Annotated in this window: 15 protein-coding genes; all 15 read left to right on the top strand. The window is 64.9% G+C overall.

The genetic code is table 11. The annotated features are described in order from the left end of the window. The first annotated feature begins 2 nt into the window (after window positions 1-2). On the top strand, window positions 3-983 hold the full coding sequence (locus LKE06_RS26825; RefSeq protein WP_228002148.1) for a VG15 protein: 981 nt from the start codon (window positions 3-5) through the stop codon (window positions 981-983). Then, window positions 967-1,485, top strand: a complete 519-nt coding sequence (locus tag LKE06_RS26820; protein ID WP_228002147.1) for an ATP synthase subunit B family protein — start codon at window positions 967-969, stop codon at window positions 1,483-1,485. Before LKE06_RS26825 ends, LKE06_RS26820 begins: the two co-directional genes overlap by 17 nt. Before the next feature lie 12 nt (window positions 1,486-1,497). Further along, complete coding sequence (locus tag LKE06_RS26815; protein WP_228002146.1) at window positions 1,498-1,875, top strand: capsid cement protein; 378 nt, start codon at window positions 1,498-1,500, stop codon at window positions 1,873-1,875. Window positions 1,876-1,892: 17 nt separating this feature from the next. Beyond that, complete coding sequence (locus LKE06_RS26810; protein ID WP_228002145.1) at window positions 1,893-2,801, top strand: major capsid protein; 909 nt, start codon at window positions 1,893-1,895, stop codon at window positions 2,799-2,801. 35 nt (window positions 2,802-2,836) lie between these two features. Next, window positions 2,837-3,019: a hypothetical protein gene (locus LKE06_RS26805; protein WP_228002144.1), complete on the top strand. Its 183-nt coding sequence runs from the start codon at window positions 2,837-2,839 to the stop codon at window positions 3,017-3,019. A 4-nt stretch (window positions 3,020-3,023) separates the two neighbouring features. Then, a complete protein-coding gene (locus tag LKE06_RS26800; protein WP_228002143.1) occupies window positions 3,024-3,422 on the top strand; it encodes a Gp19/Gp15/Gp42 family protein in 399 nt (132 codons plus the stop codon). Continuing rightward, entirely contained in the window at window positions 3,419-3,769 is a 351-nt protein-coding gene (locus LKE06_RS26795; protein ID WP_228002142.1) for a hypothetical protein, read from the top strand. The genes LKE06_RS26800 and LKE06_RS26795 overlap by 4 nt, the downstream gene beginning before the upstream one ends. Next, a complete protein-coding gene (locus LKE06_RS26790; RefSeq protein ID WP_228002141.1) occupies window positions 3,769-4,092 on the top strand; it encodes a hypothetical protein in 324 nt (107 codons plus the stop codon). Before LKE06_RS26795 ends, LKE06_RS26790 begins: the two co-directional genes overlap by 1 nt. Further along, window positions 4,089-4,580 (top strand): phage tail termination protein, encoded by a 492-nt coding sequence (locus tag LKE06_RS26785; protein WP_228002140.1) that lies wholly within the window; start codon window positions 4,089-4,091, stop codon window positions 4,578-4,580. The genes LKE06_RS26790 and LKE06_RS26785 overlap by 4 nt, the downstream gene beginning before the upstream one ends. A gap of 76 nt (window positions 4,581-4,656) precedes the next feature. Then, window positions 4,657-5,562, top strand: a complete 906-nt coding sequence (locus LKE06_RS26780) for an Ig-like domain-containing protein (protein WP_228002139.1) — start codon at window positions 4,657-4,659, stop codon at window positions 5,560-5,562. A 79-nt stretch (window positions 5,563-5,641) separates the two neighbouring features. Beyond that, window positions 5,642-6,016 (top strand): hypothetical protein, encoded by a 375-nt coding sequence (locus tag LKE06_RS26775; RefSeq protein ID WP_228002138.1) that lies wholly within the window; start codon window positions 5,642-5,644, stop codon window positions 6,014-6,016. 191 nt (window positions 6,017-6,207) lie between these two features. Next, window positions 6,208-6,444, top strand: a complete 237-nt coding sequence (locus LKE06_RS26770; RefSeq protein ID WP_228002137.1) for a hypothetical protein — start codon at window positions 6,208-6,210, stop codon at window positions 6,442-6,444. Next, complete coding sequence (locus tag LKE06_RS32975; protein ID WP_228002136.1) at window positions 6,437-10,552, top strand: transglycosylase SLT domain-containing protein; 4,116 nt, start codon at window positions 6,437-6,439, stop codon at window positions 10,550-10,552. Before LKE06_RS26770 ends, LKE06_RS32975 begins: the two co-directional genes overlap by 8 nt. Further along, a complete protein-coding gene (locus LKE06_RS26760; RefSeq protein WP_228002135.1) occupies window positions 10,549-11,454 on the top strand; it encodes a hypothetical protein in 906 nt (301 codons plus the stop codon). Before LKE06_RS32975 ends, LKE06_RS26760 begins: the two co-directional genes overlap by 4 nt. Further along, on the top strand, window positions 11,451-13,157 hold the full coding sequence (locus LKE06_RS26755) for a Gp37-like protein (protein WP_228002134.1): 1,707 nt from the start codon (window positions 11,451-11,453) through the stop codon (window positions 13,155-13,157). The genes LKE06_RS26760 and LKE06_RS26755 overlap by 4 nt, the downstream gene beginning before the upstream one ends. Window positions 13,158-13,164: the final 7 nt, after the last annotated feature.

Genomic DNA, 13,164 nt, shown 5'->3' with positions numbered 1-13,164 from the left:
CCATGCTGCTGTCGGCGCTGCTCGCGTTGCAGCGGCGGTGGGCGAGGACACTCGGTCGGGTAATCCGCCGCCTCATCGTCGCCCAGGGCGTCCCGGTCACCCCGCAACGTCGCCAGCAAATCGCTGTCCAGCTGCACCGCGAAACCTTGCCGTATCGGCAGCAGAGCTACGAAGCCGCTGTCACGCGAATCCGCGAGTTCGATCCGCATTTAACTCCGGCACCGATACGGGACTATCCGGTCGCGGCTGTCGTGTCGGTCCTCGAGCGCGCCACCGAACCGCCAGCACGAGTGTCGTCGCCGCGCGCGCGGGTCACGGTGGCCCCGGCGGAGTTGGATCCGCTGTCCCGCCGTCAAGCTCGTAGACGCGTCAATGTCACTGCAGCGCCCCGGAGCCCGGCGGCGGTGCGTGAGGTTGTCAACCGAGTGTCGGTGACGATGGGCCGCCACATCCAGCAGGCGGGGCGGGACGCGATTGTCGATACTGCCGACGGCGCGGGCGAGGAAGTCGGTTGGGCGCGCTTGCTGTCCGGTGCCGAGAACTGCGCCTTCTGCGCGATGCTCGCCTCCCGGGGGCCGGTGTACCGGTCCGACAAATCTGCGACATCGGTAGTCGGCCGTCCGCGTGGCAATCGTGAACTAGGCGAGGCATACCACGACAACTGCGATTGCGAGACCGTCTTGGTGCGCCGCGGCCAGCCGTGGGAAGGCCAAGCCGAATACGAACGCCTCGAAAGGTTGTGGATCGCCGCCAGCAGCCTCGACGGAGAACCCCGCCTCGCGTTCAACCGGGCGTTCCGTCGAGGGCAGAAGGACCCAGATCTGCTCAAAGAGATCGAGCGGCTCTGGGAGGACTCCACCGAGGGACTGACCGGTACGGACGCAACCGATGCATTCGTCGCCGCTGTCCGTGCCAACCCACCAGCTGCCCTGGCGGCAGCGCGAAAGCTCCAGGAGAGCAAACACAATGACAGATCCAGCTGACACCATCGTGACGGCCGAACCCGCCCCGGAGCCTGTCGCCGAGCCGACAGCGCGCGGTGCCGAGGACTACGAGGCCGAGATCGCGAAGCTCCGCAAGGAAGCCGCAGGGTGGCGCACCAAACTGCGCGAAGTCGAACCCTTGGCACAGAAGTACGCCGAGGCTGAGGAAGCACAAAAGTCGGAGATTCAGCGTGCGACTGAGCGCGCCACCCAAGCTGAAGCCGCCGCCGCTGAGCGTGAGGCCGAGCTGACCCGGGTGCGTACTGCGATCCGTCACGGTATCCCCGAGGAAGACATGGACTTGCTGGGGTCAGGTACCCCGGAGGAGCTGGACGCCCGCGGCGCGCGTATCGCGGCGCTGCGGCAGGCCAGCGTGAAGGAAACGACCCCGCCTCCTACGGATCGGCCGGTCGAATCGTTGAGGCCCGGCGCCTCGCCCACTCCACCTCCTGCGGTGGACAACTCATATCCCGCTGCGTGGTTGCCGCGGGAACGAACCTAGGAAAGGGCTCTCATGGCTAATGAGTGCAAGCCCCTGTTCCGGCCGGGTCGAGACGTCACTGTTCTCGCCACGGCTGCGGTCACGGGCTCCACGTTTGTCAACATCTCCGCCAGCCGCGACGCCGCCACCGGTCTGATCAAGGTCGCCCCTGCGACTGCGGCGGGTGCTGCGTTCGGTGTGGCCACCGCCGATATCGCTTCCGGTGGTGTTGGAGCCGTCATCAAGGGAGGCATCGTGCCCGTCACCGCTGGCGGCGCCATCGCCGCGGGTGCGCAGGTGGAGATCGCCGCGGGCGGCAAGGTTGTGACGCTCGCGTCCGGTATCGCCGTCGGGCAGGCCGTCGAGGCCGGCACGAACAACAACCCCGTCTTCGTCAACCTCTACCAGTAAGGAAGGAGTAACCCATCATGGCGAATTCCCCGTACAGCCAGGAATACCCGCTCGGTACTCCGTCCGTCTCGGGCAACAACCTCACGGTTGACCTGATGCTGAAGGAGCCGACCCGCATCAACGCCTACTTGTCGGATCTGGCGTTGAAGCAGTACTTCGCGGAACGGATCTTCACCAACGGTGGCGGTGTCTCTGGCGGTGCTCTGGTGTACAACCAGCTCGTCGCCAACGACCTGTTCCCGACTCGCGCCACGCAGCGCGTCGCGCCGGGTGCCGAGTTCCCCGAGGTGACATTCGACCGTCCCGAGCCGAAGACCGCGCAGGTCGAGAAGCTCGGTGGTAAGTTCCGCGTCACCGATGAGGCGCGGGATCGTAACGACCTCACCGCGATTCAGTCCGAAGCCACCAAGCTCGGTAACGACATACCGCGTCAGTTGCATGTGCGGGCGCTTGCTGAGTTGGAGGCGTCGATCACCGCGATCGGCTCCGACGTGCAGATGACCACCACCTCATGGGCGGACGCGGCGGCGCTGACGTTGACCACCACCAACTCGGCAGCCATGCCGACCGCGGACTTCGCGAACCTGCGAAAGCTCGCCGCGGTCAAGGAATTGGGCGTCACCTACAACCTGCTGATTGTGAATCCGCAGGAGCGCGCCAACTTCGAGATCATCTACCAGGGCAACGGCCCAGCTGTGCTGGCCGCCAACGGTCTGTCGATGATCGTGTCGAACCAGGTCGCCGCCGGTACCGCCTATGCGGTGCAGGAAGGCACTGTCGGTCAGGTGCGCTACGAGCAGCCGTTGCAGACGGTCAGCTGGCGCGACGACGCCACTGAATCCTCGTGGGTTCAGGCGTCGATCCGTTCGGTGTTCGCGGTGACCAACCCCTACAACGCCGTCAAGTTGTCGGGTCTGGCCGCCTGATGTCCGGGGTGGAGCGCACCGTCCGACTCGGGTCGATGGCCTACATCGACGGTGACGGTGCACACCGTAGCGCCGACCGCGGCGCGACCATCCATGTGCACCCGGACAACCTCGAGAGGTTCGACCGGCTCAACGTGCTGCTGGGCCAGGAGCCCGAGCCGGTCGCACCCGAGGCCGCGCCGAAGCCGCGGACCGCACGCGCCCGCAAGGAGAACTGACACCATGGCCTTCGCCATGTCCGCCGATCTGGCCGCACGCTGGCGTGCCCTCTCCCCGGAGGAGGAGGCACGCGCCGCCGTGCTGCTGGGCGACGCGGCGTTCTGGCTGAAGGCGTGGTTCAAGCCCTACGCGGCAGACCTGGAAGCCCTGGCGGCCGACAATGAACTGCTCGCCGACGGCTTGAAGATCGTGTCCTGCGCGATGGTCCGCCGGTCCATGACCAACGGCGGCTACGACGGCGCTTCCCAAGTCCAACAGACGATGGGCCCGTTCACCGCGCAGGTCTCCTACAGCAACCCCAACGGCAACTTGTACATCTACGACACCGACCGTGACACCCTCTTCGGACTGTTGGGCATCAATGTGTCCGGCGCCGTCTCGATGACGAGCCCGGGACTGTGAACCCGATCAACGCCCCATACGGGGAAACCGTGGAGGTGCTGCGCGCCACCCGTGACCGGGTCGGCGACCGATCCGACGCTGTCCACCACAGCATCGAAGGGTGCGTGTTCTGGTCCGGGTCGGACGCCGGGGCGGCAGTGCAGGAAGACGACCAGCGGCGTGACACCTCGACGGTCCACGCCAACCTCGCCATCCCCAGATCCGCGGACCTACTCGGCACCGATCGGATTCGCCGCACCGATCAATCGGTGTACACGGTCGTCGGTGGTCCGCAATGGGATCAACTCCACCCAATGACCGGGTGGGACACCGGGTTCAAGATCGTGAAGCTGAAAGGGGTGTTCTGATGCAAAACAACATCCCCGCCCCGAACCCCGCGGTCGGCGGCATCCTCAAATCCGGTGAGATGCGCTCACTGATGTTCGAACGCGGTGAGGTCGCTCAAGCCCTGTACCGGGAGATCGTCGCGAAACGTACTGGCCGCCTGGCGCGGTCGGCGCGGGTCGAAACTTTTATCGGCGGTAGTCGTGGTGACCGGTGGTGTTCCCGCCTGATCGTGGAAGCGCCGTACGCGGCCAGCCACGAGTACGGCACCGACGACGGCAACACAGGAATCCAGGTCGGCGCCCATGATCTCAACATCGTGTTGAATCAGTTGGGGCAGTTGTGATCACGTTCCCCAACTGGTATGAGGGCGGGTTCCCCGACCGCGAACTTGTGGTGCTGGATCTGGTCCAGAAATACCTGGACCTGCTGACCCCGCAAGGCGTCGCCTGCACATGGTTGCCCGACGATGTCACTGACCTCATCAACGCCGGTGTGCCCGTAGTGCGGGTATACCGGGGTGGGATGGGGTCCGACGGGTTGTTCGATGCTGCCGCTATCCAGCTAGGTGTCCTCACCGCCACACGACAGGATTCGTGGGCGGTCATGGAGTACCTGCGCCAGGTCATGCTGTCGTTCGCTCACGGTGGCCCGGTGCGCCATGAGGACGGCTCCATCACCATGATCGCCTCCATCGATGAGGTGGTCGGCCCTCAACAGATCCCGGACCTGAACCCCGACCACCGGCTGGTCCCGGCGACGTTCCGCGTCGAATGCCGTCTCCCGCGCGACCGCCCGGACTACACGAGCATCCGCGCGTCCCTTCCTCTCTAACCAACATTTTTCTCCCGATTACCGCGCCTGCCGCGGTGATTCGTGATGCCCCGATGGGGCGGATAGGAGCGCCATCATGGTTGCTACCGACTTTCTCACCTTGAAGGGCAAGAACGACCCGCTGGTCGTATCCGCCCTCGACTACCTGGTGCTGTTGCACAAGTGGGCGCCGGGCGCCAGCTACATGCCAGCCGATCTCACCGACGCCTCCGGTGTCCTGCAAGCCATGGGCGCGGGCTGGTTCAGCTCGGGTGAGATCCAGAAGAAGGCTGGTGTCGAGCTGACGCCGGATACCCAGTCCTCGGCCGTCGAAGGCTACGGATCCTCGGGCCCGCGGCGCACCATCGTCACCGCCGAAGGGTTCACCATCGACTACTTCGCGCAGGAGTGGCGCAAGGGCAACCTCGAGATGTGGCACAACACCGACCTCTCGACGACGTCCGCTACCCCGGGTAAGGGGTTCCACGCCCGCAAGACCAGCCAGTTGTCTATCCAGTACTACTCGGCCATCGTCATCGCCTACGACGGCATGCCGTCCGCCGAGCTGTACCCGTGGTGGATGTTCGGCAAGGTCGCCGTCACCAAGCGTGCCGCGATGTCCGGACAGCAGGGCGCGGAACTCGGCCTGCCGATGACGCTGACGATCTATGAGGACACCGAGTGGGGTGCCCTCTATGACTTCGGTGTCGCCGGTGCCGGTTTCGACAGCATCGCCACCGATGCCGGGTTTCTGAGCGCGGCCACCTCGATCACCGTGTCACCGGCCACGACCACCCTCGCCGTCGGAGGCAAGCTGCAACTTCTGGTGCTCGACAACAACGGATTCGACCGCACTGCCGAGGCGACCTATGTGTCGGGCACTCCCGCCAAGGCGACGGTCACCTCTGGTGGACGTATCAGCGCGGTCGCAACCGGCACGTCGACGGTGACCGTGACCCTCGGGGCGCTCACCCCTGTCACCTGCGCCGTCACCGTCTCCTAACCCCGTACGCCGTCCTCGCGTCCTCCTGGCGGAGCGCGGGGGCGGCTTCCGCCAGGACCGCCAGGAACAGGAGTAAGTCATGCCCCCGAAGAAGAGGGTTGCACCCGCGCAACGGTTCTCACAGCTGCGGGCGCGCGCCCAGCACGCCAGCAAGGACACCCCCACGATCGAGGACTTCGTCCTCGGACCCGACGACGGGTTCGATCCGGAGATCCGTGTGTCGCTGCCACTCTCGCTGAAAGCGCAGGAGTCGTATTACTACGCCGCCCGTGCGGGGGACACGTTCGCGCAGGTGCGGGCTGTGCTCGGTGACGCCCAATACACGCGGATCGTCGAGATCTTCGACGCCGAAAAGGACTCCGCCGACTTGTTCGTGGGGTTCGCGCGAATGTTGACCGACCACCTCTCCGGTAAGGGCGCCGGTGATGTGGAGGGGGGGTCTGGGGCCTCGTAACCGAGGTCGCCCGCTACGACGTTGAACTGCGCTGGGACCTCCACAAATATCTCGGCCTCGACCTCAACGAGTGGCTGCGCGGGGAACGGGACTGGCGCGATCTGTGGGAGCTGAAAGACCACTTCCCGCAAGGCTCCCTCTATCAGTCCGCGAAACTCCGTGACCCCGACACCGTCGAGGCACTCGCCCGGATGCCGGAGACCGCCGGGCCGATCCCGCTCGAGGGGTTCGACCCACTGATCAGTCGGTTGGCGAACATCGAGGACCTCCTCACGAGGGTCATGTACGCCACCGCGCACGCCGACGTCGCTACCGCGCCCACCGCGGCCCGCCCCGAACCCCCGCACATCCAGCGACGCCGAGAACTCAAGCGCGACAAAGCGAACGCCATGGAACTGCGACTGATCCCAGGAGGTGACGGTGCCTGATTACTCGGCCGGATCAGCGTCAGTCGAGATAAAGCCCGACTTCACGGGGTTCGTGCGTCGCCTTCGTCAAGACCTGGACCGGGTCAACGCTGAACTCGCCGTTGACATCGAACCGTCCCTAGCGGGATTCACGGAGCGGCTGCGAACGGAGTTGCAGCGGATAGACGCCGGCGTCACTGTCGATGTCCGCCCGAACTTCAACCGGCGCGAGTTCGAAGCAGTCCTTGCCACGTATCGGCCGACGGTGTACGCGAACATCGTTCCAGCGCTGGACCAAACGGCGTTCGCACGGATCGATGAGCTGCTGAATCGACTGGCCCGGGACCGCACCGCGAATATCCGCCCCAACGTCGGCGGCTTGAGTGGCGTCAGCGGATCCGCCGACCGCGCCACCCGCTCACTGACGGCGATGTCCGCAGTGAAATTCACCGGCCTCGCCGCGGGAATCACGGCGCTGGTCCCGATCCTCCTCGGCGCTGTCGGTGCCGCGGGCGGGTTGGTGGCGGCGCTCGGCGCGCTCGGTGGTGTCGGCGCTATCGGCGGATCCGGGATTATCGGCGCGTTCTCGGCGATGAAGGACAGCACCGAAGGCGCCGGGGCGGCAGCCGAGAAAGCAGCCAACGACCTCGACCAGGTCGCCGACGCGCAGCAGCGTGTGATCGACGCACAGCACAACGAGATGGACGCTCTCCAATCGGTGGAGGACGCCCAGAAGTCGTTGACGCAGGCCAAGATCGACGCACGCGACGCGCAGGACAACCTGAACCTCGCGGTCAAGAACGGTGCCCTCACGGAGAAGGGCGCCGAGCTCGCCTACCGGCGTGCCGTGGTGGCACTGAACAAGACTCGCCGCGACGCCGCCACCGGCAAAGCCTCTGGTCTCGACGTGGAAACCGCGCAGCACGCAGTCGACGAGGCCGCCCAGAACATCACCAACGTCCGCGTCGGCAACCAGCAGACCAAAGCGAAAGCTGACGACGCCAACGCCAAGGGCATCGAGGGCTCCGACCAAGTGCAGGCCGCGCAACGTCAACTCGAGTCCGCCCAGTACGGGGTCACTCAATCCCAGGTGCAAACCGCCCAGGCGGTAAGGGATCTCGCGAAGGCGCAGGACGACGCAGCGCAGTCCGCCGCAGCCGCCGCAGGCAACACCGACAAACTCCAGCAGGCACTCGCGAAGCTGTCCCCGAACGCGCGGGACTTCGTGCTGCAAATGCAGGCACTCGGTCCCGCATGGAAAGACCTGCGGCTCGCGGTGCAGGACAACCTGTTCGCTGGTCTCGGCGACTCCATGACCCAGCTGGCCAACAACCAAATGCCTGCCCTGAAGGATGGGTTGTCGCAGATCGCGGGCGGGCTGAACTCAGCGATCAAGGACACCCTGTCCAGCCTGGACGGACTGTTTACCGAGCTGGTGAACAACGGGTCGATGCAAGGGTTCATCGACGGAATCAACGCCGCGATGCAGGGGATCGCCCCGCTGGTCACCGGGCTGACATCCTCGTTCATCACCCTCGGCGAAGTCGTCGGCCCACACCTCGGGCCATTCTTCGCCGCGCTCGGCAAAATGATCTCCGACATCTCCGGGCCACTCGGGCAGATCGGTGGGGTTTTCCTCGACACCCTGACCGCGCTGATGCCAACCCTGACGCAGCTGATCAACGCCATGTCCACTGGGCTGGCACCGATCTTGCCCGTCGTTGGGAGACTGTTCGACTCGATCGGACAAGCCCTGATCCCCTTGATTCCGTCGATCTCCCGGATCGTGGAAATCATCGGCAACGCGCTGGCTGACGCGATCGTCGCCCTCGCCCCGTATCTGCCGACGATCGCGCAGGCGTTCGCCGACATCCTCGCCGCGGTCGCCCCACTGATCACCCCACTCGCGCAGCTGATCGGTGTAATCGCCGGCGCGATCGCCACGAACCTGTCGTCGCTCGCCACAGCTTTGGCGCCGGTCATCACGCAACTCGCAGAGGGGCTGACACCGGTCATCCCGATCCTGACCAATGCCTTTGCCCAGCTGACACCGGTATTCGCGCAGATCGCGGCCACCATCGGCACCGCCCTGGTATCGGCCCTGGAAAAGATCCTGCCGGTGCTGCCGGAACTGATTCAGTCCTGGTCGAACCTGATGATCGCCCTGGTGCCGCTGCTGCCGGTGATCGTGGACCTCGCCGTGCAGATCCTGCCCGTGCTCGCCGACATTCTCGTGCGACTGGCCCCGTTCCTGGTGACGTTGCTCAACCACATCACCGACCTGGTCAATTACGTCGTGCCCATCCTCATCCCGGCCATGGAGAAGTGGAAAGACACCATGGTCGGGGCCTGGGACAAGATCAAAGGCGCATGGGACGGGATGAAGGCTGGCCTAGACCAGCTGCGCGACAAGTTCTCCGGCGTCGTCGACAAGATCAAAGAGATCTGGACCGGCCTCACCGACGTCTTCAAAGCGGGCGGGCTCGGCGGCGTCGCAGGCAAGGTCGTCGACAAAGCCCTCGACCTCATCCCAGGACATGCGACCGGCGGCCTCGTCACCGGCGAAGGCACCAGCACCTCCGACTCGATCCTTGCTCGCCTGTCGGACCGCGAGTTCGTCGTCAACGCGCGCTCGGCGGCCAAGTACATGCCGCTGCTCGAGGCGATCAACACCGATCAGGTGCCGGGGTTCGCCGAGGGCGGCGCGGTCCGCGGTCCGAACAAGAAGAAGCAGTCCACAGGTCAGTCGGCGATCGTCTCGTCGATGGCCGATGTGGTGGCCGCAAAGTTCCCCGGCATGACCCTGACCTCGGGACAACGCAACACCGACAACGGACACCACACCCAAGGCAAAGCCGCTGATTTCAGCAACGGCTCCGATGACACGCCGGAGATGCAGGCCCTCGCGTCGTTCATCGCCACGAACTACCCGCAATCCCTGGAGCTGATTCACCAACCGTTCGGCCACAACATCAAGGACGGCAAGGATGTTGGCGACGGTCTCGGGGTGTACGGGGCGGCCACCATGGGGCAACACCGCAACCACGTCCACTGGGCTGTCGGATCCGTGATCTCAGCGCCCGCCGCGACGCCGAGCACCGTCACCCCGGCGAGCCCGCAGGCCGCGAACGATCCTTCGAACTACTCCAACGGCACCTACATCGGTCCGTCCTCGGTCGACACCAGCAAGGACGTTCAAGCCGACTCCGGTTTACCGGAGGAGTACAGCGCGCAGGGTATCGGCGCCAAGGCGGGGTCGATCCTCGCCGAAGGTCTGCTGGGGATCTTCGGGCTGGAGAACTCTGTGCTGTCCTCCAGCAACCCCTACAACAAGGCGCTGAACACCACCGTCGATTACTACTCCCAGAAGCAGCAAACCGAGCAGGACGACCCGGGTACGTTGAGCACCACCGCCCCGGCAACTACTGCCCCGGCACCAGCTGCGCCACCGGCCAAGCACACCTACCAGCCGGGCGCGGGGGCGGAGCAGTGGCGCGACACGGTCTTGACCGTGCTGCGTGGTACGGGCCGGTCGGATGGGTTGGCGGATCGCACGATCGCCCAGATCGGCATCGAGTCCGGTGGTAATCCGAACGCGCAGAACAACTACGACATCAACGCCAAGAACGGGACACCGTCGATCGGTTTGTTGCAGGTCATCAAACCGACCTTCGACTCCAACATCGACGGCCGGTACCCCGGCGGCCAACAAGACCCCGAAGCGAACATCGCTGCCGCGTTCAACTACGTGGACAAGCGGTACGGGGGTGCGGCGAAGATCTGGCCGACCACCGCCGGATACGCGGGCGGCGGATGGGTGTTCGGGCAAGGGTCTGGCACCTCTGACAGCAACCTTGCGAGGTTGTCCAACGGTGAGTTCGTCGTCAACGCTGCTGCGGCTGCCGCGAACGGGGATGTGTTGCAGGCCATCAACTCCGGGCTCTCCCTGCGCGCCCCGTCTCTGCCCGCTGGTCTCTCCCCGCGCGGAGGCGACACCAGTAACACCACCCGCGATCACTCGGTGAACTTCAACGGAGACGTGCATGTGATGAACCATGACCAGCTCGTCCGTGAGCAGGACCGGTGGGCGACCAACCAGTCCATGGGTGCGCTGGCGGCCTACTCGTGACCGACTATATGGCCGTCGAGCTGACCGGCGTCGACGGATCCCATTGGGACCTGGAAGGCCCCAACGTTGGCGCTCAAGGTGTGGAGCTACGGCCGGGGCCGAAGAAGTTCATTGACGCCCCAGCGAAGACGTTCTGGTTGCAGGGCGCGCAGCGAATGCACTACCAGGGCCGCCAGTTCGAGCGCCGCGACCCGATTTTCGCCGTCAACATCTTCGGCGACGACCCAGATCAGTGGCGTGAGATCGACTCGAAATTCCGTATGGCATTGGGCATGTACGACACGGAGTTCCGGCTCACGGTCACCACTGCCGACGGTCCGCGTCACCTCGACATGCGACTACTCAACGATCCGCAGGCGTGGGAGTCCGGGGAATGGGAGAAGGGCAAAGACCCCCACCTCTACCGATCTTCGACGCTGCTGATCAACGCCGCTGCGGCACAACCGTTTTGGTACGCCGACGACTGGGTGAAGGAACTCGAGGTCACCAGTTCAACCTGGTCGACGACATTCGACATTCGGAACCTCGGCGATATCGACGTATGGCCGAAATACTTCCTGCCTGCCCCAGGCACGTGGACGGTGTCAGACAAGTCGTTCGGTCAGGAGTGGAAATACCAGCGCAAGGCAGGTGTCGACGCCAACCGCACCGCACCACCGTTCCCCGCGCTGCTGGCCGGAGAGGACCTCGACGTCGACTCCGACCCCGATGAGGAGTTGATGGTCGCCGCCAACGAGGCACCGGTGTGGGCACGCTACAACGGCAACGGCCTGAACTACCCCATCCCTGGACTGACCCCGGCGACGCCGTGGACGATCTCCGGGACCGGCCTCGCCGCCGGTAGCGGGCTGACGATGACCTTGCCGCGCAGGTACTCCCGGCCGTTGGGGGTGAGCCTGTGACCACCACCCTCGCCGACATCCCCGCCCGCCAAGCCCTGTGTCGGAACATTCGCGAGGAACACCGGCAGTGGCGTAGCGCCGCACCACGAATCCGCGTGTGGGCCAACAAACCCAACGGATCCCCGGGCCTCGTGCTCCGCGGTGAAGTCGGCGACCACCTGGCGGGATCGTTCAAACGGCAGAAGAACGTCGCCGCTCCGGGGATGCTGCGGTTGCGCACCGATCACTACATCGCGCGCTGGCTCATGTCGATCCCCAACGACCCGAAGGCGAAGAAGAACGTCGTCATCACCGTCGACTGGATGGGCGGCCGGTGGCGGTGGTCCGGAATCCTCAAGAACTGGAGATTGCGCGTTCAGGACGGCGTCCGCTACCTCGAGGTCTCCTGGATCGACGACCTCCAATATTTGCAGTTCATGCTCGGCCCGCCGAACCCCTTGTTGCCCATCCCACTTTTCCAATTTCCAAGGGTGCTACCGCTTCTCGGGCCCGCGCGGTGGGCGATTTCCATGATGATCCTGCTCCAGCTGATTCGCCTGAACGGGAACCTCTGGACCCTTCCGGACGATCCGTTCGCGATGGACTCCTACGACGACCTGTTCGACTGGAGCGACTGGCAAGTCCTCATCAAATGCAATCCCTTCGACCTCGACGACTCCAGCACCTGGGCGCTGCTGGCTACACGGATGAACCGGATGGATACCGTCATCGCGGACGCCCTCGAGGACGCGAAACTGGTCCTCACCTACCGGCGCATCCTCACCGTGGACGGCGAAACCTGCCCCGTCGACGGTGTTGACGAATGCGCCAACGGTGCATTGGTACTGGAAGTCGTTGACCCCGCGCAGTATTGGGGGCCGGATGGTACTGCCACCGGCGGCGGGATCGCCGGTGGATTCATCCGCACTTTGCAAACGTTCCTCGACGGCGCGGTGGAAGACACCAAAACAATCATCGGCGATGACGAGTCCATCAAGCCCGGCGAGTATTTCGAGCCGGGGTTCTACGGCACCATCGGCTCTCACCCCTGGATCGTGCTGCGCGATTCTCCGTGGACCTCGATCCAAACCTCCGACCTCATCTGGTCACCGGCCACGGCGACGAGTGTCATTGTCGGCGGGGACAATCCGCTGGCCGATCAACTCGCGAAGCTCACTATCGAGTCGATCGGCGCCCTGATCGGCTACTTCCTACTGGCCGGGTTCTCGGGGCTCGGTGCGATCGCTGCCGACGTGGTGATGCCGTTTTTGGTGGGCACGATTTTTGCCTGGTTGCAGTGGGAGAACTCCACGCGTGGCCACAACCTGGGCTGGGTGCACCTGTACGAGATCTACCAGCAGGGCGCCGAGAACAACGCTTGGAGCTTCACCGCGGTCGGTGCACTGCGTTCCGGGTTCCAGGCCACTGATTCCGAGACCGCGCACCAACTCACATTGGGTGCGGCATGCCCGATCATGCCGGGACTGCACTACGACATCGGCACACCAATGGGCTCCACCTGCCCCGAAGTCGGTGACGTCATCCTCGTCGATCAGGTGGAGGAGATGGTTCTGGATTGGGATTGGACGGCCGGCAAATCGTACGCGTGGTCGACCACGGTCGGGACGGCGCGAGCTCTGCAATCCCAGTCGGAGCGGTCCGCGCGGTTGATGAACAAGGCCCTCACCACGCTCTCCAACATCGGCGTTCACCTCCTCTCGTAAGGAACCA

The sequence above is a fragment of the Nocardia australiensis genome (assembly GCF_020733705.1).
Lineage (GTDB): Bacteria > Actinomycetota > Actinomycetes > Mycobacteriales > Mycobacteriaceae > Nocardia > Nocardia australiensis.
Note: the sequence above shows the minus strand (reverse complement) of the source record. Positions and strands in the feature narration are given on the sequence as shown.

Coding starts and splice junctions, on each gene's coding strand:
- LKE06_RS26825 (WP_228002148.1), top strand. CDS start 3: ATGCTGCTGTCGGCGCTGCTCGCGTTGCAGCGGCGGTGGGCGAGGACA.
- LKE06_RS26820 (WP_228002147.1), top strand. CDS start 967: ATGACAGATCCAGCTGACACCATCGTGACGGCCGAACCCGCCCCGGAG.
- LKE06_RS26815 (WP_228002146.1), top strand. CDS start 1,498: ATGGCTAATGAGTGCAAGCCCCTGTTCCGGCCGGGTCGAGACGTCACT.
- LKE06_RS26810 (WP_228002145.1), top strand. CDS start 1,893: ATGGCGAATTCCCCGTACAGCCAGGAATACCCGCTCGGTACTCCGTCC.
- LKE06_RS26805 (WP_228002144.1), top strand. CDS start 2,837: ATGGCCTACATCGACGGTGACGGTGCACACCGTAGCGCCGACCGCGGC.
- LKE06_RS26800 (WP_228002143.1), top strand. CDS start 3,024: ATGGCCTTCGCCATGTCCGCCGATCTGGCCGCACGCTGGCGTGCCCTC.
- LKE06_RS26790 (WP_228002141.1), top strand. CDS start 3,769: ATGCAAAACAACATCCCCGCCCCGAACCCCGCGGTCGGCGGCATCCTC.
- LKE06_RS26780 (WP_228002139.1), top strand. CDS start 4,657: ATGGTTGCTACCGACTTTCTCACCTTGAAGGGCAAGAACGACCCGCTG.
- LKE06_RS26775 (WP_228002138.1), top strand. CDS start 5,642: ATGCCCCCGAAGAAGAGGGTTGCACCCGCGCAACGGTTCTCACAGCTG.
- LKE06_RS26770 (WP_228002137.1), top strand. CDS start 6,208: ATGCCGGAGACCGCCGGGCCGATCCCGCTCGAGGGGTTCGACCCACTG.